This window comes from Streptomyces sp. NPDC002032 (assembly GCF_042890765.1).
Taxonomy (GTDB): Bacteria; Actinomycetota; Actinomycetes; order Streptomycetales; family Streptomycetaceae; genus Streptomyces.
The window spans coordinates 285,524-308,904 of sequence record NZ_JBIASM010000007.1; the positions used below are offsets into that span (position 1 = coordinate 285,524).

The 23,381-nt window shown below is 73.2% G+C and carries 18 protein-coding genes; 12 read left to right on the top strand and 6 right to left on the bottom strand.

Annotated elements, in window-relative coordinates; genetic code table 11:
• The first annotated feature begins 13 nt into the window (after positions 1-13).
• Together ACFYYT_RS19230 and ACFYYT_RS19235 are read left to right on the top strand one after the other, a co-directional pair.
• Entirely contained in the window at positions 14-1,987 is a 1,974-nt protein-coding gene (locus tag ACFYYT_RS19230; protein ID WP_351828966.1) for a TerD family protein, read from the top strand.
• A 254-nt stretch (positions 1,988-2,241) separates the two neighbouring features.
• On the top strand, positions 2,242-3,231 hold the full coding sequence (locus ACFYYT_RS19235) for a TerC/Alx family metal homeostasis membrane protein (protein ID WP_351828969.1): 990 nt from the start codon (positions 2,242-2,244) through the stop codon (positions 3,229-3,231).
• 31 nt (positions 3,232-3,262) lie between these two features.
• Here ACFYYT_RS19235 and ACFYYT_RS19240 read toward each other — a convergent pair whose 3' ends face one another.
• From ACFYYT_RS19240 to ACFYYT_RS19250, 3 genes are all read right to left on the bottom strand, one after another.
• A complete protein-coding gene (locus ACFYYT_RS19240; RefSeq protein ID WP_351828971.1) occupies positions 3,263-4,609 on the bottom strand; it encodes an MFS transporter in 1,347 nt (448 codons plus the stop codon).
• A 110-nt stretch (positions 4,610-4,719) separates the two neighbouring features.
• Positions 4,720-5,376, bottom strand: a complete 657-nt coding sequence (locus ACFYYT_RS19245) for an MBL fold metallo-hydrolase (RefSeq protein WP_351828974.1) — start codon at positions 5,374-5,376, stop codon at positions 4,720-4,722.
• Between the two features lie 35 nt (positions 5,377-5,411).
• Positions 5,412-6,104, bottom strand: coding sequence for a maleylpyruvate isomerase family mycothiol-dependent enzyme (locus tag ACFYYT_RS19250; protein ID WP_351828976.1), 693 nt, complete (start codon positions 6,102-6,104; stop codon positions 5,412-5,414).
• Positions 6,105-6,293: 189 nt separating this feature from the next.
• Between ACFYYT_RS19250 and uvrA the strand changes: the two genes are divergently transcribed.
• Positions 6,294-9,329 carry an excinuclease ABC subunit UvrA gene (uvrA, locus tag ACFYYT_RS19255; protein WP_351828978.1) on the top strand — a complete coding sequence of 1,012 codons (3,036 nt, stop codon included), beginning with the start codon at positions 6,294-6,296 and terminating at the stop codon, positions 9,327-9,329.
• Positions 9,330-9,439: 110 nt separating this feature from the next.
• Here the strand turns inward: uvrA and ACFYYT_RS19260 are convergent, their stop codons facing one another.
• On the bottom strand, positions 9,440-10,090 hold the full coding sequence (locus ACFYYT_RS19260) for an SDR family oxidoreductase (protein ID WP_351828980.1): 651 nt from the start codon (positions 10,088-10,090) through the stop codon (positions 9,440-9,442).
• Positions 10,091-10,160: 70 nt separating this feature from the next.
• On the opposite strand from ACFYYT_RS19260, the gene ACFYYT_RS19265 reads away from it, so the two are divergent.
• Positions 10,161-10,766, top strand: a complete 606-nt coding sequence (locus ACFYYT_RS19265) for a helix-turn-helix domain-containing protein (protein WP_351828983.1) — start codon at positions 10,161-10,163, stop codon at positions 10,764-10,766.
• Here ACFYYT_RS19265 and ACFYYT_RS19270 read toward each other — a convergent pair.
• Positions 10,756-11,643 carry a carbohydrate kinase gene (locus ACFYYT_RS19270; RefSeq protein WP_351828985.1) on the bottom strand — a complete coding sequence of 296 codons (888 nt, stop codon included), beginning with the start codon at positions 11,641-11,643 and terminating at the stop codon, positions 10,756-10,758. The two genes, ACFYYT_RS19265 and ACFYYT_RS19270, sit on opposite strands and share 11 nt — an antisense overlap.
• A gap of 81 nt (positions 11,644-11,724) precedes the next feature.
• Between ACFYYT_RS19270 and ACFYYT_RS19275 the strand changes: the two genes are divergently transcribed.
• Positions 11,725-12,156, top strand: coding sequence for a Rieske (2Fe-2S) protein (locus ACFYYT_RS19275; protein WP_351828988.1), 432 nt, complete (start codon positions 11,725-11,727; stop codon positions 12,154-12,156).
• 63 nt (positions 12,157-12,219) lie between these two features.
• On the opposite strand, the gene ACFYYT_RS19280 is transcribed toward ACFYYT_RS19275, so the two are convergent.
• Complete coding sequence (locus tag ACFYYT_RS19280; RefSeq protein WP_351828991.1) at positions 12,220-13,203, bottom strand: hypothetical protein; 984 nt, start codon at positions 13,201-13,203, stop codon at positions 12,220-12,222.
• Positions 13,204-13,456: 253 nt separating this feature from the next.
• Here ACFYYT_RS19280 and ACFYYT_RS19285 point away from each other — a divergent pair, with 253 nt between their 5' ends.
• The 7 genes from ACFYYT_RS19285 to ACFYYT_RS19315 all read left to right on the top strand — a co-directional run bounded on the left by ACFYYT_RS19285 (position 13,457) and on the right by ACFYYT_RS19315 (position 23,181).
• On the top strand, positions 13,457-14,104 hold the full coding sequence (locus ACFYYT_RS19285; protein WP_351828994.1) for a papain-like cysteine protease family protein: 648 nt from the start codon (positions 13,457-13,459) through the stop codon (positions 14,102-14,104).
• A complete protein-coding gene (locus ACFYYT_RS19290; RefSeq protein WP_362868446.1) occupies positions 14,101-14,889 on the top strand; it encodes a hypothetical protein in 789 nt (262 codons plus the stop codon). Before ACFYYT_RS19285 ends, ACFYYT_RS19290 begins: the two co-directional genes overlap by 4 nt.
• Positions 14,890-14,984: 95 nt before the next feature.
• A complete protein-coding gene (uvrC, locus tag ACFYYT_RS19295; RefSeq protein WP_351816471.1) occupies positions 14,985-16,994 on the top strand; it encodes an excinuclease ABC subunit UvrC in 2,010 nt (669 codons plus the stop codon).
• Positions 16,991-18,016: an RNase adapter RapZ gene (gene rapZ / locus ACFYYT_RS19300; RefSeq protein ID WP_351816469.1), complete on the top strand. Its 1,026-nt coding sequence runs from the start codon at positions 16,991-16,993 to the stop codon at positions 18,014-18,016. Before uvrC ends, rapZ begins: the two co-directional genes overlap by 4 nt.
• A complete protein-coding gene (yvcK, locus tag ACFYYT_RS19305) occupies positions 18,013-19,086 on the top strand; it encodes a uridine diphosphate-N-acetylglucosamine-binding protein YvcK (protein ID WP_351816467.1) in 1,074 nt (357 codons plus the stop codon). The genes rapZ and yvcK overlap by 4 nt, the downstream gene beginning before the upstream one ends.
• Positions 19,077-20,072 (top strand): DNA-binding protein WhiA, encoded by a 996-nt coding sequence (gene whiA / locus ACFYYT_RS19310; protein WP_053681599.1) that lies wholly within the window; start codon positions 19,077-19,079, stop codon positions 20,070-20,072. The genes yvcK and whiA overlap by 10 nt, the downstream gene beginning before the upstream one ends.
• Before the next feature lie 148 nt (positions 20,073-20,220).
• Positions 20,221-23,181, top strand: coding sequence for a M14 family zinc carboxypeptidase (locus tag ACFYYT_RS19315; RefSeq protein WP_351816464.1), 2,961 nt, complete (start codon positions 20,221-20,223; stop codon positions 23,179-23,181).
• The last annotated feature ends 200 nt before the right edge of the window (positions 23,182-23,381 follow it).

Consider the following 23,381-nt stretch of genomic DNA (forward strand, 5'->3'; position numbering starts at 1 on the left):
GGGTGGCTGCACGATGACGGCCGAACTGGTCCGGGGGCAGAACCACCCCCTGTCCCGCAACCGGGTGGAGATCAGGGTTTCAGCAGGCGCCGCCGTGCTGGCACTGGCCGCCACCGCCGACGAGGGGGGCCGGCTCGCCGGTCCCCGGGCCCTGGCGCACCCCGGTGCCCGGGCCCTGCCGGGCCTGGAGGTGCCGGACCGGGTCGGTGACCGGCACCGGTTCACCGTCGACCTCGACGCCGTCGGAACCGAGGTGCACCACGTCCGGGTCCTGCTGGTGCTCCCGCCCGGCGGCCCGGCCCGCTTCGGCGCGGTCGCCGTCCCGCACGTGGCCGTGGCCGACCCGGAGGGCGCCGAGCTCGCCGGGTACACCGTCACCGGCCTGGACTCCGAGAGCGCCGTCGTGGCCCTGGAGCTGTACCGGCGCCAGGCCGCCTGGAAGGTCCGGGCGGTGGGCCAGGGCTACGCGGGCGGCCTCGGCGCGCTCCTGGCCGACGCCGGTCTGGCCGGGCCGGCCGCCGCGGAGCTGACCGCCGCCGCCCTGGGGCTCGTCGCCTCCGGGGACGTCACCCTGGCCGCCCTGCCGACCGGGGGCGCCCCGACCCTCCCGCGCGGGACGCACGCCCCGCAGGACCCCGCCCAGGGCCCCGCCGCACCCCCGCCCGGACCGCCGGATCCGCTCCCGGCCGCCGGCGCCGTGGCGGGCGCCGCAGCCGCGGCCGCTGCCACGGCCCCAGTCGCCGCCGGGGGTCCGCCCACCATCGACTACGCCCACCCGCGCCGCCGGCGCACCACCGCCGAAGCGCCCGAACCCGCACCCCGGGCCGCCCCCGCCGCCGCGCCGGGAGAGCCGCCGCGCCCCGTCGCCGGGGACGCCAGTGGCTGGTCCATGGACGAGCGCCTCTACAACCAGGTCTGGGGCATGTTCGAGGACCTGGCCCGCAGCGTCGCCGCCTACCGCAGCGCCGTCGACTTCGCCGACTCCCGGCTGGACCGCGAGCTCGACGCGGCGCTGGCCGACCCCCGGCACCGGCTCGGCGGCTCCGGTGACGCCGCCCGCGACACCGCGCGGGCCCGCCGCGACGACCTCGTCGCGCAGGCCCGCGCCGTCCTCGACCGGGACCTCGTCCAGCTGTCCGCCGAGGCCGAGGTGGTCGAGCCCGCGCTCCCGGCCGCCTACGCCCGCTGGGCCGCTCCCGTCTGGCACGGCGAGGCCGTCCCCGAGGAGGGCCCCCTCGCCCTGCGGCTGGGCGACCTCAGCCTGCCCGAGCGGCCCGGCCTGCGGATCCCGATGCTGATGCGGCTCCCGCTGGAACGCGGCCTGTGGATCGACAACGGCCGCACCGGCTCGGAGGCGGCCATGACCATGGACACCGAGCGGCTGCGCCGGCTGGCCATGGACATGGCCGTCGCCCACGCGGCGCGGCTGCTCGCGGTCCACCCCGCCGGCCGCTTCGCGGTCCACGTCATCGACGCGGCCGGGGCCGGGGCCGCCTCCCTGGCCCCGCTGGTGCGCGCCGGGGTGCTCGCCGCCCCGGCGGCCGCCGGCTCCGCCGGGGTCACCCGGACCCTGGAGCTGCTGACCCGGCGCGTGGACCTCGTACAGATGGCGCTGCGCGCCGGGTCCCCCGAGGACCTGCCGCCGGATGTGGACCGGGCCGAGCAGCTGCTGGTCGTACACGACTTCCCGCACGGCTTCGACGACCGGGCCGTGACCCGTCTGCGCTACCTGGCGGACGAGGGCCCCGCCGTCGGCGTGCACCTGCTGATGGTCGCCGACCGTGACGAGGCCTCGGCGTACGGGCCGCTGCTGGACCCGCTGTGGCGCTCGCTGATGAGGCTGTCGCCGGTGCCGGACGGCCACCTCGCCGACCCCTGGGTGCAGCACGCCTGGACCTTCGAGCCGGACCTGCCCCCGCCGGGCAGCCGGGTCCTGGACCAGGCGCTGGAGCGGGTGGCGCGGGCCAGGAGGTCCTCCCGCGGCTGACCGTCCACGAGCGTCCATGACCGGACACTGACCGCTTCTTGGTCTGCTCTTTACCTTTGACCCCCTCCGCGGGTACTGTGGGACGCGCGGAGGGGAGTATTCCTGCTATTTCCTGCGCGGCGTACCCGTCAATACGGACCGCTACGGTCCCGGGGCGCCGGCCCGCGGTCCCACCGGGCCGCCCGGGTGGAAGAGACCTCCGGCAGCGATGACGCTGACCCTGTGCTGAGCCATCCGCCGGAGGCGTGAATACCGTGGACGTTTCGTTGACCCTATGGGTGCTGACCATCGTCGGTCTGGGCATCCTCATCGGCGCCGACTTCTTCATCGGCCGCAAACCGCACGACGTTTCCATGAAGGAAGCGGGCATCTGGACGGTCGTCTGGATCGTGCTCGCCGCCCTCTTCGGCCTCGGCCTGCTGCTCTTCGGCAACGGCCAGGCCTCCCAGGAGTTCTTCGCGGGCTTCATCACCGAGAAGTCCCTGAGCGTGGACAACCTCTTCGTCTTCGTCCTGATCATGGCGAAGTTCTCGGTGCCCTCCCACCTCCAGCAGCGGGTGCTGCTCGTCGGCGTGCTGATCGCCCTGGTGCTGCGCGCGATCTTCATCGCCGCGGGCGCCGCGATCATCACCACCTTCTCGTGGGTCTTCTACATCTTCGGCGCGTTCCTGATCTACACCGCGTGGAAGCTGATCCAGGAGGCCCGCAAGGACGAGGAGGACGAGGAGTTCGAGGAGAACCGCCTCCTGAAGTCGATCGAGAAGAAGTTCGGCGTCGCCGACCGCTACCACGGCACCAAGCTCTTCAGCCGTGAGAACGGCAAGCGGATCATGACCCCGCTGATGGTCGTCATGCTCGCCATCGGCACCACCGACCTCCTCTTCGCCCTGGACTCGATCCCCGCGATCTTCGGCCTCACCCAGGACCCGTACATCGTCTTCACCGCCAACGCCTTCGCCCTGATGGGCCTGCGCCAGCTGTACTTCCTGATCGGCGGCCTGCTCAAGAAGCTGGTCCACCTCAGCTACGGCCTGTCCGTCATCCTCGGCTTCATCGGCGTGAAGCTGGTGCTGCACGCCCTGCACGAGTCCGGGCTGCACGTCCCGCAGATCTCCATCCCGGTCTCGCTCGGCGTCATCTGCGGCGTCCTGGTGATCACCACCATCACCAGCCTCATCGCCTCGAAGAAGCAGGCGGCGGCCGAAACCGCCGCCACCCCGCAGGACAAGAGCGTCGACGCCTGACGGGTCTGACGGATCCGACGGATCCGACGGATCACGCGGGGGCGGCCGCTTCGGCCGCCCCCGTTCCCGTGCCCGCCCGCGTCCGGAGCCGGGCGGGGTTGGTTTCCGGGAGGAGGGCGAAGCAGGCCAGGCTGGTCAGGGAGAGGGCGGTGAGGTAGACCGCCACGCCCCAGGGCGGGCCGGAGCCCTCCGCGAGGGCCGTCGCCACCAGCGGGGTCAGGGCCCCGCCCAGTACCCCGCCCAGGTTGTAGCCGACGGCGGCGCCGGTGCAGCGGATCCGCGGGGCGTAGAGCTCGGGCAGGTAGGCGCCGACCACCGCGAACGCCGAGACCATCCCGAGCAGCGCCCCCGCGCAGCCGAGGGTGACCAGCAGCGGGTCGGCCGTGCGCAGCAGGGCCACGAAGGGGAACATCCACACCGCGCAGGCCGCGCTGCCGGCCAGGCAGAGCGGGCGCCGCCCCCAGCGGTCGCCGAGCACCGCGAGCAGCGGGGTGAGCAGCCCCTGGAACAGGACCGCCGCCATCACGCAGGCCAGCATCACGGTGCGGTCCATGCGCAGGTGGCCGGTGGCGTACGCGAGGGACCAGGTGGTGACCGCGTAGAAGACGGCGTACCCGAAGGCCATCGCCCCGCCGGTCAGCAGGAGCAGCCGCCAGTGGCCGCGTACGACCTCGGTGAGCGGGGCCTCGGCCCGCCGGCCGGTCTCGGTGAGCGCGCGGAACTGCGGGGTCTCCTCGGCCGTGCGGCGCAGCCACAGCCCCGTCAGCGCGAGCAGTCCGGCGCCCCAGAACGGCACCCGCCAGCCCCAGGCGGCGAACTGCGCGTCGCTCAGGGTCGCCGACAGCGCCAGGACCACCCCGTTGGCGAGCAGGAAGCCCACGGGCGGGCCCATCTGCGGGAAGCTCGACCACAGCCCGCGGCGCCGCTCCGGGGCGTGCTCGGCGGTCAGCAGGACCGCCCCGCCCCACTCGCCGCCGAGCCCGAGCCCCTGGAGGAAGCGCAGCAGGACCAGCAGGACGGGGGCGGCGATCCCGATGGCGCCGTACGAGGGCACGCAGCCGACGGCCACCGTGGCGAGGCCGGTGAGCAGCAGCGAGCCGAGCAGCACCGGGCGTCGGCCGTGGCGGTCGCCGATGTGGCCGAAGAGGACGGAGCCGAGCGGGCGGGCGAGGAAGCCGACGCCGAAGGTGGCGAAGGCGGCGAGGGACGCGGCCAGCGGGGAGAAGACGGGGAAGAACAGCGGGCCGAGGACCAGGGCGGCGGCCGTGCCGTAGGCGAAGAAGTCGTAGAACTCGATGGCCGTGCCGGCGAGGGAGGCCAGGGCGATCCGCAGCATGGAGGGGGACGTGCCGGGGGGCGGGGAGGGGTGTCGTTGCATGGTGCAGCAACTACCCCGGGCCGCCCCCTCGGGACGTGCGTTCGGTGATCAACGACCGGAAGGAGTGCAGGGCACCGCCGGGTTGACGGCGGCGGGGGCCGCCGGGCGGGTCACCAGCCGCGTTCGCGCCATTCGGCCAGGTGCGGCCGCTCGGCGCCGAGGGTGGTGTCGTTGCCGTGCCCGGGGTAGACCCAGGTCTCGTCCGGCAGCTGCTCGAAGATCTTGTGCTGCACGTCGTCGAGCAGGCGGGTGAAGGCCTCGGGGTCGTCGTGGGTGTTGCCGACACCGCCCGGGAAGAGGCAGTCGCCGGTGAACACGTGCGGGTGACCGTGCGGGTCGTCGTAGACGAGCGCGATCGAGCCGGGGGTGTGGCCGACCAGGTGGCGGGCGGTCAGCTCGACCCGGCCGACCGTGATCGTGTCCCCGTCCTGGACCGGCACGTCCGTGGCGACGGGAATGCCCTCCGCGTCGAAGGCGCCCGCGTACGTCCGCGCGCCGGTGGCATCGACGACGGGAGCGAGCGCGCCCCAGTGGTCGCCGTGCCGGTGCGTGGTGACGACCGACTCGATGCCGTCGTCGCCGATCAGGCCGAGCAGCGTGTCCGCCTCGGCGGCCGCGTCGATCAGCAGCTGTGCGCCGGTGGCCCGGCAGCGCAGCAGGTACGCGTTGTTGTTCATCGGGCCCACGGCGACCTTGGAAATCATCAGGTCCGCGAGTTCGTGCACGTCGGCAGGGCCGCCGACCTTCACCGCTCCGCTGTACGTCATGTCGTGATCCTAAGGGTGTGCGGGAGGGGGGAGGGCTAGAGCGGGGGGAGCGTGGGCAGGCCGTCGCCGGTTTCCACGGTGAGGCCGGCGCCGCGCGCGGCGCGCCCGGCCAGCCAGCCGAGCAGTTCGTCCTTGGGCCCGGAGAGGGTGACGGGGGCGCCCTCGGGGCCGCCGGTGTGCCAGACGTCGCCGTTCTCGGCGCGCAGGGTGACCGGCGGGACGTCCGGGCGGCCGGACCAGCGGTCGGCGAGGAAGGCGATTTCGCGGTCGGTGAACTCCTCCGGGAGATCGCCGAGCCCGTAGCCGACGTTGAGGTCGACGTGGTGCAGCTCGGCCTCCACCAGGCGCCGGAACGGCACGTTCGAGGCGAGGTCGGTGACGCCGTTGCGCAGCTCGACCGTGCGCGACCAGTCCTGGGGGGCCTCGGTGGTGGCGAGGAAGCGGGCCGCGGAATCACGGAGGTCCGCGAGGTGTTCTTCCAGAGGCCGGCCGGCGTCGCGCGCGATGTCCGCGTCACGGGCGGCGGCGCTCTCGTACATCGGGCGGCCCTCGAAGACGTTGACGAGGGCGTCCGCGTTGCGTGCGAGGTGGGTCAGGACGTGACCACGGCTCCAGCCGGGGAGGAGTGACTCCTCGGCGAGGGCGGCGTTGTCCAGTTTCGTGACCGCGGTGAGCAGTCGTTCCGTGGCTTCACGTACAGATCGCAGGTCGTGCACATGATCAGTCATGAGACCGAGCGTAGTGGCCCCGGGGCCCGCGCCACACGATCGGGTGAAGACGCCTCTCGGGTGCCATAAATCGAATGTGCGTGCTATACGCTCGGGAGTCCAGACCCACTCCGTCGCAGAGGCGCCCCCCATACCCTGGATAGCCGGGGCCCGTGGCCCCCGCTTCTCTCAAGAAAGGTGCGGACCGGCGTGACCGACCGTCTCATCGTTCGTGGCGCTCGCGAGCACAACCTGAAGAACGTCTCGCTCGACCTGCCCCGCGACTCCCTCATCGTCTTCACCGGACTCTCCGGCTCGGGCAAGTCCTCCCTGGCCTTCGACACGATCTTCGCCGAGGGCCAGCGCCGCTACGTCGAGTCGCTCTCCTCCTACGCCCGCCAGTTCCTCGGGCAGATGGACAAGCCCGACGTCGACTTCATCGAGGGTCTCTCCCCGGCCGTCTCGATCGACCAGAAGTCGACCTCGCGCAACCCCCGCTCCACCGTCGGCACCATCACCGAGGTCTACGACTACCTGCGCCTGCTGTTCGCGCGCATCGGCAAGCCGCACTGCCCCGAATGCCGCCGGCCGATCTCCCGCCAGTCGCCCCAGGCGATCGTGGACAAGGTCCTCGCGCTGCCCGAGGGCAGCCGCTTCCAGGTGCTCTCCCCGCTGGTCCGCGAGCGCAAGGGCGAGTTCGTCGACCTCTTCGCCGACCTCCAGACCAAGGGCTACAGCCGGGCGCGGGTGGACGGCGAGACCATCCAGCTCTCCGAGCCGCCCACGCTGAAGAAGCAGGAGAAGCACACCATCGAGGTGGTCATCGACCGCCTGACCGTCAAGGACAGCGCCAAGCGCCGGCTCACCGACTCCGTCGAGACCGCGCTGGGCCTGTCCGGCGGCATGGTCATCCTGGACTTCGTCGACCTCCCGGAGGACGACCCCGAGCGCGAGCGGATGTACTCGGAGCACCTCTACTGCCCGTACGACGACCTCTCCTTCGAGGAGCTGGAGCCGCGCTCCTTCTCCTTCAACTCGCCCTTCGGCGCCTGCCCCGAGTGCACCGGCATCGGTACGCGCATGGAGGTGGACCCCGAGCTGATCATCCCGGACGAGGAGAAGTCCCTCGACGAGGGAGCCGTCTCGCCGTGGTCGCTCGGCCACACCCGGGACTACTTCCAGCGGCTCGTCGGCGCGCTCGCGGGCGAGCTGGGCTTCCGTACCGACATCCCGTGGGCCGGGCTGCCCCTGCGCGCGAAGAAGGCGCTGCTGTACGGGCACAAGACGCAGATCGAGGTCCGCTACCGCAACCGGTACGGCCGCGAGCGCGCCTACACCACCGCCTTCGAGGGGGCCGTGCCCTTCGTCAAGCGGCGGCACTCGGAGTCCGAGAGCGACGCCAGCCGCGAGCGCTTCGAGGGCTACATGCGCGAGGTGCCCTGCCCGACCTGCGAGGGGACCAGGCTCAAGCCGATCGTCCTGGCGGTGACGGTGATGGAGAAGTCCATCGCCGACGTCGCCGCGATGTCGATCAGCGAGTGCGCGGACTTCCTGGGCCGGATGCGGCTCGACGCGCGCGACAAGAAGATCGCCGAGCGGGTCCTCAAGGAGGTCAACGAGCGGCTGCGCTTCCTCGTGGACGTCGGCCTGGACTACCTCTCGCTCAACCGCGCCGCCGGCACCCTGTCGGGCGGCGAGGCCCAGCGCATCCGGCTGGCCACGCAGATCGGCTCCGGCCTCGTCGGCGTGCTGTACGTGCTCGACGAGCCGTCCATCGGCCTGCACCAGCGGGACAACCACCGGCTGATCGAGACGCTGGTGCGGCTGCGGGACATGGGCAACACCCTCATCGTCGTCGAGCACGACGAGGACACCATCAAGGTGGCCGACTGGGTCGTGGACATCGGCCCCGGCGCGGGCGAGCACGGCGGCAAGGTGGTGCACAGCGGTTCGCTCAAGGAGCTGCTGGCCAACCCCGAGTCGATGACCGGGCAGTACCTGTCCGGCAAGCGCTCCATCCCGGTGCCGGACGTACGCCGTCCCGTGAACGGCGAGCGCAGGCTCACCGTCCACGGCGCCAAGGAGAACAACCTGCGGGACATCGACGTGTCCTTCCCGCTGGGCGTGCTCACGGCGGTCACGGGCGTATCGGGCTCCGGCAAGTCGACGCTGGTCAACGACATCCTCTACACGCACCTGGCGCGCGAGCTGAACGGCGCCCGGTCCGTGCCCGGACGGCACACCCGGGTGGAGGGCGACGACCTGGTCGACAAGGTCGTGCATGTCGACCAGTCGCCGATCGGCCGCACCCCGCGGTCCAACCCGGCGACGTACACGGGCGTCTTCGACCACGTGCGCAAGCTCTTCGCGGAGACGATGGAGGCGAAGGTGCGCGGCTACCTGCCGGGCCGCTTCTCCTTCAACGTCAAGGGCGGCCGCTGCGAGAACTGCTCCGGCGACGGCACGATCAAGATCGAGATGAACTTCCTGCCGGACGTGTACGTCCCCTGCGAGGTCTGCCACGGCGACCGGTACAACCGGGAGACGCTGGAGGTCCACTACAAGGGCAAGTCCATCGCGGAAGTCCTCAACATGCCGATCGAGGAGGCGCTGGACTTCTTCGAGGCGGTTCCCACCATCGCGCGGCACCTGCGCACGCTGAACGAGGTCGGACTGGGCTACGTCCGGCTCGGCCAGTCCGCGCCGACGCTGTCGGGCGGTGAGGCGCAGCGCGTGAAGCTGGCGTCGGAGCTGCAGAAGCGGTCGACGGGCCGGACGGTCTACGTCCTGGACGAGCCGACGACGGGTCTGCACTTCGAGGACATCTCGAAGCTGATCAAGGTGCTGTCGGGGCTGGTGGACAAGGGCAACTCGGTGATCGTCATCGAGCACAACCTGGACGTCATCAAGACCGCGGACTGGGTCGTCGACATGGGCCCCGAGGGCGGTTACGGCGGCGGGCTCGTCGTCGCCGAGGGCACGCCGGAGCAGGTGGCCTCGGTGGGCGCGAGCCACACGGGCAAGTTCCTGCGGGACATCCTGGGCGCGGACCGGGTCTCGGACGCGGGCGTGCCGGTGGCGCGGACCGCGAAGAAGGCCCCGGCGGCGAAGAAGGCGGCCACCGCGAAGAAGGCGGCCCCGGCGAAGAAGGCCGTGACGGCGAAGAAGGCCGCGGAGACGCAGAAGGCGGCGGCCGTGAAGAAGGCGGCCCCGGCCAAGAAGGCGACGCGCGCCCGCAAGGCGTAGCGCGCGGCCTCCGGCGAGCGGCACGACGGCCCGGCCCCCGCCCCCGACCGGGGGCGGAGGCCGGGCCGTCGTCGCGTCCGGGGCCGGGGGCCGGGGCCGGGCGGGTGCGATCAGGTGGCCACGCCCAGCGCGTGGCCCGCCGTGGCGGGGTCGGTGAGGGTGGTCAGCAGGGCGTCCGCGACGTCCGCGCGGGGGATCACCCGGCCGCCCGGGACGTTGCCGTCGAGGGCGCGGCGGTAGGTGCCGGTGCGGGGGCGGTCCAGCAGGCGCGGCGGGCGCACCACCGTCCAGCGCAGGCCGCTCGCCCCGATCGCCGCCTCCATCACCGCCAGGTCCGCGTACACGTCGCGCAGCGCCCGCCGCAGCAGCGGGTACACCACCGCGCGCAGCAGCATCCCCTCGCCCGGCGCGTCCGGCCCGAGCGGGGCCGCGCTGATCGCCGACAGCCGGGCCACGCCCGCCCGGTCCATCGCCGAGACGACCGCCCGCAGGGCCGGTCCGGCGACGGGGGCGAGCCGGGCCTGCTTGTTGCTCGACGCCCCGAGCGCCGAGACCACCGCGTCCCGCCCGGCCAGCACCGGGCCCAGCGCGTCCCCGTCCGTCAGGTCGCGCACCACCTCCACCCGCAGCCGCTCGTGCGCCGGCACCTCCAGCCGGGCCGGATCGCGGACGACCGCCGTCACCTCGTGGCCCGCCGCGAGCGCCTGGCGGACGACCTCGCGGCCGACCCCGCCCGTGGCTCCGAACACCGTGAGTTTCATCGTGGCCCCCTGACCGGAGAACGCTGGTGGGTGAGCGTTCACTCACCCTCGTGTCCCTTAGGATGAGTGAATGCTCACCCCGAAGTCAAGGCGCCCCACGCCCGAGCGGCTGCTGGACGCCGCCGAGATGCTCATGCGCACCATCGGCCTCGCCAACACCACGACCAAGGCCATCGCCCGCGAGGCGGGCTGCTCCGAGGCCGCGCTCTACAAGCACTACGCCAACAAGGAAGAGCTCTTCGTCCGCGTCCTGATGGAGCGCACCCCGAACGCCGGACCCCTGATGGCCGCCCTCACCGCCGAGCCCGGGGAGCGGACCGTCGAGGAGGCGCTGACCGGCATCGCCCGCCACGCCGCGCTCTTCTACGCGGACGCCATGCCGCTGGCGGCCTCGCTCTTCGCCGAGCCCGCCCTCCTCAGCCGCCACCGCGAGGGCGTCCACGCGATCGGGGCGGGACCGCACGTGGTGCTCGACGCCCTGGAGGGACGGCTGCGCCGCGAGCTCGCCGCCGGTCGGCTCCGGGCCGGCGCCGACCCGCGGGCGGCCGCGGCGCTGCTCCTCGGCGCCTGCTTCCAGCGGGCCTTCTTCCTGCACTTCTCCGGCGCCGAGGTGGTCCAGCCGGTCGAGGAGTTCGCCCCGGCCGTCGCGCGCACCCTGTGGGCCGCTATCGGCTGAGCCCGAGTTCCGCCGCGTACGGGGGCTCCGCGCCGGCCCGGGAGCAGGTCAGCGCGGCGGCGCGGGCGGCGAAGTCCAGGGTGGCCGGCCAGTCCAGCCGCCCGGCGCCACCGGCCTGCGCGAGCCGGTACAGCAGGGCCGCGTTGACGGTGTCGCCCGCCCCGATCGTGTCGGCCACGGCCACCGGCCGGGCCGGCGCGCCGTACTCCTCGCCCCGCGCCGTCCGCACCGTCAGGCCCGCCGCGCCCCCGGTCAGCACCACCGCCGACGGCCCGGCGGCCAGCCAGTCCTCGACCCGGCCGCCCAGCCAGGCCGCGTCCTCCTGCGAGAGCTTGAGCACCGACACGTACGGCAGCCAGCCCAGGAACCGCTTGCGGTAGGCCGCCGGGTCGGTGATCAGCGCCGGGCGCACGTTGGGGTCGAGCAGGGTCGTCAGCCCGCGCCGCGACTCGCGCCGCAGCAGGGCCTCGTACGCGCTCGCGCCCGGTTCCAGCACCAGCGAGCAGGTCCCGAGCGCGAGGGCCCGTACGCCCGGCGGCAGCGCGGGCGGCAGGGTGAACAGCCGGTCGGCGGTCCCCTCGGTGTAGAAGCCGTACGCCGCCGAGCCGTCCGGGGCCAGCGAGGGCACGGCCAGGGTGGTCGGCTCGGGCCCGCGCTGCACCAGCGACAGGTCCACTCCGGCGGCCCGCAGCCCGGCCAGCAGGGTCTCCCCGAAGCCGTCGGCGGACACCCGGGAGCAGAAGGCCGTCTGCGCCCCGAGCCGGCCCAGCGCCAGCGCGGTGTTGTACGGCCCGCCGCCGGGCCGGGGCAGCAGGGCGCCCGCCGGCTCCGCGAGGGGCACGAGGTCGATCAGGGCTTCTCCACCGACGACGATCACGCGGGGGAAGGTACCCCATCGCCCGCCGGTATCGTCGGGTGGGCCCGCCCGGGCACCCTCACCTCGCGCCAGGAGAACCGCATGTCCGCGTCGCCGCCCGCCGCTCGCCGTACCGTCCTCAAGGGTGCCGCGGCGCTCGCCGGGGCTGTGGGTGCCGGGGCGACGCTCTCGGCCTGCTCCACCGGGGCCCCCGGCGGCGCGGGCGCTCCGGCGGTCCCGAAGGAGCCGGTCGAGCTGGGCGCCGCGAGCGAGGTCCCCGTCGGAGGCGCGAAGCTCTTCCGGGAGCGCAAGGTCCTGGTCAGCTGCCCGGCCGAGGGTCAGTACAAGGCGTTCAGCGCCCAGTGCACGCACGCCGGGTGCGTCCTCGACACGATCGACAAGGGCGAGGGCAACTGCCCCTGCCACGGCAGCCGCTTCGACGTCACCACCGGCAAGGTCGTCCAGGGCCCGGCCGAGCGGCCGCTGCCGGCCGTCCCGGTCAAGGTGGAGAACGGCAAGCTGATCGCGGGCTGAGGGCGCGCACGCCGGAGCGGCACGCCGGAGCGGCACGCCGGGGCGGCGCGCCGGGGCGGCGGATCAGTCCCAGTCCCAGGCGATGCCGAGGAGGCCCCGCCGCACCCCCTGCTCCACCAGGTGCACCGCCCGGTGCCGGCCGCTCGGGGTGAGGTCCGCGAGGCCGGTGCGCGGGGCGTGCGGCCCGGCGCGGGCGAAGCGGCGGCAGCGCACCGGCAGGGCCGCCTCGTCGAAGCGGACCTGGAGCATGTACTGCCCGCCCGCGTAGCTGAAGCCCCGTACGTACTCCGTGCAGCGCGCGCCCGTACCGTCCTCGATCCTGTAGCCGAAGACGTACGTGTCCCCGCGCCGCAGCCGGGCGTCGAAGAGCAGCTCCGCCACCACCACGCCCGCCTCCCGGTGGCGCCGGATCCGGCCGGTGCGGCAGTTCTCGTACGCCGTCACCCGCACCCGCTCCGCGTCGCAGCCCGGGTCGCCGTGGTGGACGGCGAGGTAGCGGTCGACGCCGTCGCGGTGGGCCCGGACGATCTGCTGGGACTCCCGCGTGCGCAGGGCGCCGTCGGCGCCGATGCGGACCCGCTCGTGGTGGCCGACCGAGTGCAGGCCGCCGTCCGCCGGGAGCTCCATGCCGGCCAGCAGCTGCTCCACCGCCGCGCCGACGCTCACCAGCGCCCGGTACGAGCGGGCGGCGGGGCGGCCCCCGCCCGGTCCGGAAGAGCCGCCGGGGCCGGTCAGCAGGCGCCGGAGGGCGCCGTCGGGCAGCTCCAGGATCTGCTCCAGGGCGGCCACGGCGCGCAGCGACTCCGGGTGGCGCGGGCGCCGGGCGCCCTGCTGCCAGTAGCTGAGGCTGGTGACGCCGACCTTGATGCCGCGCGCCGCGAGGCGGTGCTGCACCCGGTGCAGCGGCAGCCCGCGCAAGGCGAGGGCGGCGCGCAGCGCGAGGTGGAAGGGGCCTTCGCGCAGCAGGCGGCGCAGTTCGGCCACGACGGCCGTGTCCGCGGCGTCCGCCGGTTCCGCCGTCGGCGCCTGGTCGCCGGTCGGCCGCATGGCGACTCCTCTGTGAACGTTCACACGCGCCGGCGTGGGGGCCGGGCGGGGCCGTGCCGGTGGGGGTCGGGGGAGCAGGTGGAACGACAGCAACCGTTCACACCACAACCCCACCGTTCACACTGCGATGTCACCGCGTATTGAAGCGTGTTGACCTGATCGCGACAACTCCCTGATGCTCCTCCACAGCGTCCGGACGCGCTCCTCCACCCCCCCACCGCCCACCTCGGGTCCCCACCTCGGGAGGAACGCGATGCGCAACGACAGAACGCGGCGGCTTTCCCCGGCCGCCCTGCTCGCCGCCCTGCTCCTCGTCCTGTTACCCCTCGGCGCCGGTACCGCCGCCGCCGCCGCCGCCGCCGCGGGCACGACCGCCACCGCCCCGTCCGCCGCCGCGCCGGAGGTCCCCGGCGCGGCCCTGGCCTCCAAGCGCCTGAACATCACCATGCAGGCCCAGCAGAAGAGCAACTGGTGCTGGGCGGCGAGCGGCAACACCGTGGCCACCTGGTTCGGCCGCGGCTACAGCCAGAACCAGTTCTGCAACGCCGCCTTCAACCGCCAGCAGAACACCGAGTGCCCCAACAACCAGGCCACCCTCGGCAACGTCCAGACCGCCCTGCGCTGGGCCGGCATCAACTCCGGCAGCTACGTGACCGGCTGGCTCCAGTACGCGACCGTCCAGAGCGAGATCAACAACGACCGCCCGGTCGAGACCCGGATCCAGTGGTCGAACGGCGGCGGCCACATGCACGTCCTCTACGGCTACGACACCGCGAACAGCTGGGTCTACTGGGGCGACCCCTGGCCCTCCAGCGACCGCTACAACTGGGCCTCCCACGCCTGGTACGTGGACAACGGCACCTTCTCCTGGACCCACTCCCTCTACCGGATCGGGGCGTGACCGCCATGACCGTGCGCTCCGCCGCCGCGGCCGCCCTCGCCGCCGCCACCGCCGTGCTCGCCCTGGCCGGGCAGGCCGCCGCGGCCCCCGTACCCCAGCCGCAGACCGCCACCGCCGAGAACCGGGCGGCCGCCCACGAGGCCGCCGCCGCCCCCGCCACCCTGGCCACGCTCTCCCGGTTCTTCTCCCGGGAGGGCAAGGTGTCCCCGGCCACCGCCCAGCCCAGGATCGAGGGCGAGACCATCCCCGTCAGCTACCTCTCCCCGGACTTCGTCGCGGGCCGGCCCGGCGCGAGCGTGGCCAGGCTGGAGTTCCTCGTCAGCCAGGCGGTCTCCTCCGACGGCCAGCGGGCCGCGCTGTGGACCGCGAAGACCGGGCAGGGCTGGGAGGTGGTGAACATCGCCACCGGCGACGACGAGTTCCGCTACGCGCGGCTCGGCGCCGCCGCGCTCCCCGGCGGCACCGTCTTCCGCGAGCCGCAGATCGACGCCTGGTACGTGGCCGGGGGCGAGCGGGTGCTGCCGCTGGACGAGGACGCCGTACGGGCCGTCGGCGACCGCGGCACGACCCTCGCCGCGTACCGCTCCCGGGTGACCCGGGCGTACGGGGACAAGCTCCCCGGCTCGGCCTACGCGAAGGCCGGCGCGGCCGGCGGCTTCGCGCAGCCCGCACCGGACCCGGCCGGGCCCCCCGCGGCCGCGCTGGCCGGCGGCGCCGGGGCCCTCGCGCTGGGCGCGGCGGGCTCGGTGCTCCTGCTGCGCCGCCGGCGCGCCGCCCGGTCCTGACCCCCCGCCCCGCAGGGCCCGGCCGCCGCCAGGGGCCGGGTCCTGCGGGGCAGGCGTACGGCCCGATGTCGGCGGGCGCCAGTAGGGTGGGCGGCATGGCCGACCCTTCCAGCTACCGCCCCGAGCCCGGGCAGGTTCCCGACTCCCCGGGGGTCTACAGGTTCCGCGACGAGCACCGCCGGGTGATCTACGTCGGGAAGGCCAAGAGCCTGCGCCAGCGCCTGGCCAGCTACTTCCAGGACATCGCCGGGCTGCACCCCCGTACCGCCACCATGGTCACCACGGCCGCCTCCGTCGAATGGACCGTGGTCTCCACCGAGGTCGAGGCCCTCCAGCTCGAATACTCCTGGATCAAGGAGTACGACCCCCGGTTCAACGTCAAGTACCGGGACGACAAGAGCTACCCCTCCCTCGCCGTCACCATGAACGAGCAGTACCCCCGCGTCCAGGTCATGCGCGGCCCCAAGAAGAAGGGCGTGCGCTACTTCGGCCCGTACGGCCACGCCTGGGCCATCCGCGAGACCGTCGACCTGATGCTGCGCGTCTTCCCGGTCCGCACCTGCTCGGCCGGCGTGTTCAAGCGTTCCGCCCAGATCGGCCGGCCCTGCCTGCTCGGCTACATCGGCAAGTGCTCCGCCCCCTGCGTGGGCCGGGTCAGCCCCGAGGAGCACCGCGAACTCGCCGAGGACTTCTGCGACTTCATGGCCGGCCGCACCGGTACCTACCTCTCCCGCCTCGAACGGCAGATGCACGAGGCCGCCGAGGAGATGGAGTACGAGAAGGCCGCCCGGCTGCGCGACGACATAGGGGCCCTGCGCCGGGCCATGGAGAAGAACGCCGTCGTCCTCGCCGACGCCACCGACGCCGACCTGATCGCGGTCGCCGAGGACGAGCTGGAGGCCGCGGTGCAGATCTTCCACGTACGCGGCGGCCGGGTCCGCGGCCAGCGCGGCTGGGTCACCGACAAGGTCGAGGCCGTGGACACGGCCGGGCTCGTCGAGCACGCCCTCCAGCAGCTGTACGGGGAGGAGAAGGGCGAGGCCGTCCCCAAGGAGGTACTGGTCCCGGCGCTGCCGGAGGACACCCCGGCGCTGAGCGAGTGGCTGGCCGCCCGCCGCGGGTCGGCCGTCAGCCTGCGCATCCCGCAGCGCGGGGACAAGAAGTCCCTCATGGAGACCGTGTACCGCAACGCGCAGCAGTCCCTGGCCCTGCACAAGACCAAGCGCGCCAGCGACCTCACCACCCGCTCCCGGGCCCTGGAGGAGATCGCCGAGGCCCTGGAGCTGGACGGCGCCCCGCTGCGCATCGAGTGCTTCGACATCTCCCACCTCCAGGGCGACGACGTGGTGGCCTCGATGGTCGTCTTCGAGGACGGCCTCGCCCGCAAGAGCGAGTACCGGCGCTTCCAGATCAAGACCTTCGAGGGCCAGGACGACGTCCGCTCCATGCACGAGGTGGTCTCCCGGCGCTTCCGCCGCTACCTCCAGGAGAAGCTCAAGACGGGGGAGTGGTCCCCGGAGGACGGCGACCCGCTGCCCGAGGAGGACGACGGCCGCCCCCGCCGCTTCGCCTACCCGCCCCAGCTCGTCGTCGTCGACGGCGGGCAGCCCCAGGTGGCCGCCGCGAAGCGGGCCCTGGAGGAGCTCGGGATCGACGACGTGGCGGTCTGCGGCCTGGCCAAGCGGCTGGAGGAGGTGTGGCTGCCCGGCGAGGACGACCCCGTCGTGCTGCCCCGCACCAGCGAGGGCCTGTACCTGCTCCAGCGGGTGCGTGACGAAGCCCACCGGTTCGCGATCCAGTACCAGCGCAACAAGCGCGGCAAGCGCCTGAAATCGGGCCCGCTCGACGATGTGCCCGGCCTAGGCGAGAGCCGCAGGCAGGCCCTGATCAAGCACTTCGGTTCGGTGAAGAAGCTGAGACAGGCGACAATCGACCAGATCTGCGAGGTCCCGGGCATAGGACGCAAGACGGCCGAGACCGTGGCCGCCGCACTCGCCCAGGCTCCCCCGGCCGGTCCTGCCGTCAATACGGCGACAGGAGAGATCATGGAGGACGAGACACCCGCGCCCGCGGGAGCAGCGTCCGAACGGGGGACCGAGCAATGACCGAGCACGAGACCGCGCCGACCACGCGGACCACGCCTGACCACACGCACGAGAACACGCACGAGAACACGCACGAGAACACGCACGAGAACACGTACGACGGAGACGGAGCACAGGTGAGTACGGGCACGACAGTGGAGCCCGGCGACAACGCCGAGGCGGCCATCCCGGAACTGGTGATCATTTCCGGGATGTCCGGGGCCGGCCGCAGCACCGCGGCCAAGTGTCTGGAGGACCTCGGCTGGTTCGTCGTCGACAACCTCCCGCCGGCGCTGATCCCCACCATGGTGGAGCTCGGCGCCCGCTCGCAGGGCAACGTGGCGCGCATCGCCGTCGTCGTCGACGTCCGCGGCCGCCAGTTCTTCGACGCCCTGCGCGAGTCCCTCGCCGACCTGGAGTCCCGCGGGGTCACCCGGCGCATCGTCTTCCTGGAGTCCTCCGACGACGCGCTGGTCCGCCGCTTCGAATCGGTCCGCCGTCCGCACCCCCTCCAGGGCGACGGCCGCATCGTCGACGGCATCGCCGCCGAGCGGGACCTGCTGCGCGAGCTGCGCGGCGACGCCGACCTGGTCATCGACACCTCCAGCCTCAACGTCCACGAACTGCGCGCCAAGATGGACGCCCAGTTCGCCGGCGACGAGGAGCCCGAGCTGCGGGCCACCGTCATGTCCTTCGGCTACAAGTACGGCCTCCCCGTCGACGCCGACCTCGTCGTCGACTGCCGCTTCATCCCCAACCCCCACTGGGTCCCGGAGCTGCGCCCCTTCACCGGGCTCAACGAGGAGGTGTCCGGGTACGTCTTCAGCCAGCCCGGCGCCAAGGAGTTCCTCGACCGCTACACCGAGCTGCTCCAGCTCATCGCCACCGGCTACCGCCGCGAGGGCAAGCGGTACGTGACCATCGCGGTCGGCTGCACCGGCGGCAAGCACCGCAGCGTGGCCATGTCCGAGAAGGTCGCCGCCCGCCTCGCCTCCGAGGGAGTCGAGACCGTCGTCGTCCACCGGGACATGGGGCGCGAGTGACCGGACGGACCCTGCGGCTGCGCCGGCTGCGCCGCCTCACCCCCACCCGGGGCGAGGACGGCGTGGCCGTGCGCACCGGCCGCCGCGGCGCGGCGGCCGACAAGGTCGCCGCGCCCAAGGTCGTCGCCCTCGGCGGCGGCATGGGCCTGTCGGCCTCCCTCGCGGCCCTGCGCCGGATCACCGGCGAGCTCACCGCGGTGGTCACCGTCGCCGATGACGGAGGCTCCAGCGGCCGGCTCCGCGAGGAGCTCGGCGTGCTGCCCCCCGGGGACCTGCGCAAGGCGCTGGCCGCGCTGTGCGGGGACGACGACTGGGGACAGACCTGGGCCCGCGTCATCCAGCACCGCTTCCAGTCGCGCGGCGACCTGCACGAGCACGCCGTCGGCAATCTGCTGATCGTCGCCCTGTGGGAGCAGCTCGGCGACCCCGTCCAGGCCCTCGACCTGGTCGGGAAGCTGCTGGGCGCGCAGGGCCGGGTCCTGCCGATGTCGGCGGTGCCGCTGGAGCTCCAGGCCCTGGTCAAGGGGCACGATCCGGCCCGCCCGGACGACGTGGACACCGTACGGGGACAGGCCACCGTGGCCCTCACCCCCGGCGAGGTGCTCTCCGTCCAGGTCGTGCCCCGCGACCCGCCGGCCGTGCCCGAGGCCGTCGCCGCGGTGCTCGACGCCGACTGGGTGGTGCTCGGCCCGGGCTCCTGGTTCTCCTCCGTGATCCCGCACCTGCTGGTGCCGGAACTGCTCGACGCGCTGATCGCGACGAAGGCCCGGCGGGTCCTCTCGCTGAACCTCGCGCCGCAGCCCGGTGAAACAGAGGGCTTCTCTCCGCAGCGTCATTTGGAGGTTTTGGCCCGACACGCCCCTAAACTCGCCCTGGACGTGGTGCTGGCCGACGAGGCCGCCGTACCCGACCGCGAGTCCCTCTCCGATGCCGCGAAACGGTTCGGTGCCGCGGTCGAGCTGGCCCCCGTGGCCAGACGGGACGGCTCTCCGAAGCACGATCCGGAGCTGCTGGCCGCCGCGTACGACCGTATTTTTCGGATGCATGGAAGGATCGGCCCATGGCGATGACGCCCGCGGTGAAGGATGAGATTTCCCGCCTCCCCGTCACCCGGACCTGCTGCAGGAAGGCGGAGGTCTCGGCGATCCTTCGGTTCGCGGGCGGGCTGCACCTGGTGAGCGGCCGCATCGTCATCGAGGCGGAGCTGGACACCGGGGTCGCCGCGCGGCGCCTGCGCAAGGACATCCTGGAGATCTTCGGCCACTCCTCGGACCTGGTGGTCATGGCCCCGGGCGGGCTGCGCCGGGGCAGCCGCTTCGTCGTACGGGTCGTCGCGGGCGGGGACCAGCTCGCACGCCAGACGGGCCTCGTGGACGGCCGCGGCCGCCCGATCCGGGGTCTGCCCCCGCAGGTGGTCTCCGGGGCCACCTGTGACGCCGAGGCGGCCTGGCGCGGTGCCTTCCTGGCCCACGGCTCCCTCACCGAGCCGGGCAGGTCCTCCTCCCTGGAGGTCACCTGCCCCGGCCCCGAGGCCGCCCTGGCCCTGGTGGGCGCCGCCCGCAGGCTCTCCATCGCCGCCAAGGCGCGCGAGGTGCGCGGCGTGGACCGGGTCGTCGTGCGCGACGGTGACGCGATCGGCGCGCTGCTGACCCGTCTCGGCGCCCACGACTCGGTGCTCGCCTGGGAGGAACGGCGGATGCGGCGCGAGGTGCGCGCCACCGCCAACCGCCTCGCCAACTTCGACGACGCCAACCTGCGCCGCTCGGCGCGGGCCGCGGTGGCCGCCGGTGCCCGGGTCCAGCGCGCGCTGGAGATCCTCGGCGAGGAGGTCCCCGAGCACCTCGCCGCGGCCGGCCGGCTGCGCATGGAGCACAAGCAGGCCTCCCTGGAGGAGCTGGGCGCGCTCGCCGACCCGCCGCTGACCAAGGACGCCGTCGCCGGCCGGATCCGCCGCCTGCTGGCGATGGCCGACAAGCGGGCGCAGGACCTGGGCATCCCGGGCACCGAGTCCAACCTGGACCTCAGCGAGGAACTGGCCGACAACATGGCGGGCTGACCCGCCCGTCCGTCCGCACCTGCTCCGAAGGGGCCCGCACGCTCACCCGTGCGGGTCCCTTCTCGGTACGCCCCATTGACATGAGCACGGGCCGGTCGTGAGCCTTGCGTCCGCACGCTTTCGTGGCAGACGACGCCCAGGGGGGCACATGAGGCACCGCGCGAGATCGATCCTCGCCGCAAGCGCACTCGTCATCGGAACCACACTCGCCGCGCTACCCGCGACGGCCCAGGCCCGGCCCGCGTCCGACGCCGCATCCGGCGCCGACGAAGTGCGCGTCTACGACGCCGACATCACGAAGGAACAGGTCCCGCTCGTCCTCGCCGCCGGCCAGGACGCCCACGAACTCGCCGAACGCGCCCCGCAGACCGGGACCGCCAGGGTCGAGCTGTTCCTCACCGGGGACCAGGCCGCCGGGCTCGCCGCCCGGGGCGTCAGGATCGTCGAGCGCAAGGTCGCCGCCCAGGGCCTCGCCCGCGCCAAGGCCGCCGGGGACGGGGTCTTCCGCCCGTACAGCGGCAAGGGCGGCCTCCAGGAGGAGATCCTCGCCACCGCCCGGCAGAACCCCGGGCTCACCAAGGTCATTTCCATCGGCAAGACCGTCCAGGGCAAGGACATCCTCGCCGTCAAGGTCACCAAGGACGCCAAGAAGTCGAAGGACGGCGACAAGCCGTCCGTCCTCTACATGTCCAACCAGCACGCCCGTGAGTGGATCACCCCCGAGATGACCCGGCGGCTGATGCACCACACCCTGGACAACTACGGCAAGGACCCGCGGATCACCAAGCTGGTGGACTCCACCGAGATGTGGTTCCTGCTCTCGGCCAACCCCGACGGCTACGACTACACCTTCACCACCGACAGCGCCCGGCTGTGGCGCAAGAACATGCACGACAACAACGGCGACGGCAAGATCACCGCCGTGGACGGCGTCGACCTCAACCGGAACTTCGACTACAAGTGGGGTTACGACAACGAGGGTTCCTCCCCGAACCCGTCCAGCGAGACCTACCGCGGCCCCAAGGCCTCCTCCGAGCCCGAGACCAGGGCCCTGGACGCCTTCGAGAAGCGCATCGGCTTCCGGTACGCCATCAACTACCACTCCGCCTCCGAGCTGCTGCTCTACGGAGTGGGCTGGCAGGTGGCCACCCCCACCCCCGACGACGTCGCCTACAAGGCCCTCGCCGGCACTCCCGAGAACCCGGCCGTCCCCGGCTACTACCCGCAGCTCTCCTCCGAGCTCTACACCACCAACGGCGAGGCCGACGGCCAGGCGGCCAACGGCAACGGCGTCATGATGTTCACGCCGGAGATGACCACCTGCCAGACGGCCTCCGCGATCGACCCGAACGACGCCTGGAAGCCCGAGGACTGCCCCTCCGGATTCAACTTCCCCGACGACGAGAAGCTGATCCAGCAGGAGTTCGCGAAGAACGTGCCCTTCGCGCTGTCCGTCGGCGAGAGCGCCGCGCACCCGGACCGGCCCTCCTCCTCCGTCGGCCTGAGCGCCGCCGACTTCACCGTGGACCCCTTCACCACCTCCTACGTGGAGCGCGGCGAGGACCAGACGGTCTCCGTCACGGCCCGCAAGGCGCTGGGGGACAAGGCGCTCAACTTCCGCATCAACGGCGGCCGTACGCACGACGACGCCCTCAAGGCCTGGAAGGGCGGTGACGTCTACGGCGGCGAGGACAACAACTGGTTCGACGAGTACCGCGCCAAGGTCGACGGCGCCAAGCCCGGCGACAAGGTCGAGGTCTGGTTCACCGGCCGCGACCGCTCCGGCAAGCAGGTCTCCAGCGAGCACTTCACGTACACCGTGGCGCAGCGCCCGCACGCGGACGTCCTGGTGATCGCCGAGGAGGGCGCCAAGGCCCAGTACGCCCAGACCTACGTGGACGCGCTGCGCGCCAACGGCAAGTCGGCCGCCGTCTGGGACGTGGCCACCCAGGGCGCCCCGCACCACCTCGGGGTGCTCTCGCACTTCCGCACCGCCGTCCACTACACCGGGGCGAAGGCCCCCGGCGGTGAGACCCAGCTGGCCGTGCGCGACTTCCTCAACGAGGGCGGCAAGCTCATCGAGGCCGGCGAGCTGGCGGGCGGCAACGCCAAGGTCGGCCGCGCCCTGACGGACGACTTCAGCCAGTACTACCTGGGCGCCTACGGGCGGGCGAGCGTCCCCGGGGCGACCGGCTTCACCGGGGCCGGCGCCCTGGCCGGGGCCCAGGGGGCCCTCGCCGGTGCGGCGGGCAACCCGCTCGACGCCGCCGGGGCCTACACCGTCACCTCGGACACCCTGGCGCCGGCGCAGTTCCCGCAGTTCAAGAGTGCGCAGGCGGGCCAGTACGCCGGGGTCGTCAACCCGTACGCCCCCTTCGCGGGGACCGGGATGGCGGCGGCCACCCATACCGACGACGACTGGAAGCGCCTCACGCGCACCGTGGACCTCACCCATGTCACCGCCGCGGACGCGCCGAAGCTGAAGACGGCCCTCAACTGGAACACCGAGGAGGGCTACGACCACGCCGTCCTGGAGGCCCGTACGGCCGGCGGCGAGGACTGGACCACACTTGCGGACTTGGGCGGGCAGAGCTCCAGCACAGTCCCGGCGGAGTGCGGGGCCGGATTCCTCATCAACGACCACCCGTTCCTGCGCCACTACCTCACCCTCGACGGCGGCGGCTGCTCACCGAGCGGCACCAGCGGCAGCTGGAACAGCTTCACCGGCTCCTCCGGCGGCTGGAAGCAGGTCTCCTTCGACCTGAGCGCCTACGCGGGCAAGACGGTGGAGGTCTCCCTCTCCTACGTGACCGACCCCGGTTCGGGCGGCCGCGGCGTCTTCGCGGACGAGGCGCGGGTCTCGGTGGGCGGCTCCGACCAGGCCGTCGAGGGCTTCGAGAGCTCGCTCGGCGCGTGGACCGCGCAGGGCGCGCCGGCCGGAAGTCCCGATGTTCCGGGCGATTGGTCCAGGGCCGGCGAGCTGTTCAAGTCCTACGCGTCGGTGACTACGCGTGACACCGTTCTGCTCGGCTTCGGGCTGGAGCACCTGCCGACGGCGGCGGACCGCGCCGTACTCGTCGGTAAGGCGCTCCGGTCCCTGCGCCACTGACCTGCGGCTCCCTCCCCGATCACGCTGGGTGACCGGGGCCAAGGTCCCCGAGGTCCCGTGCCAGGGCGCCTGGTACAGGGCCTCGGGGCTCCCCCACGGAGTAGGGGGAGTGTCAGGCCCCCGTCGATGTCACTCGCAAGCTCACGGAGAGGTAGGGTCGTAAGCGGTCGGGGACATCCCATACAGCTCGCCGGCGGACA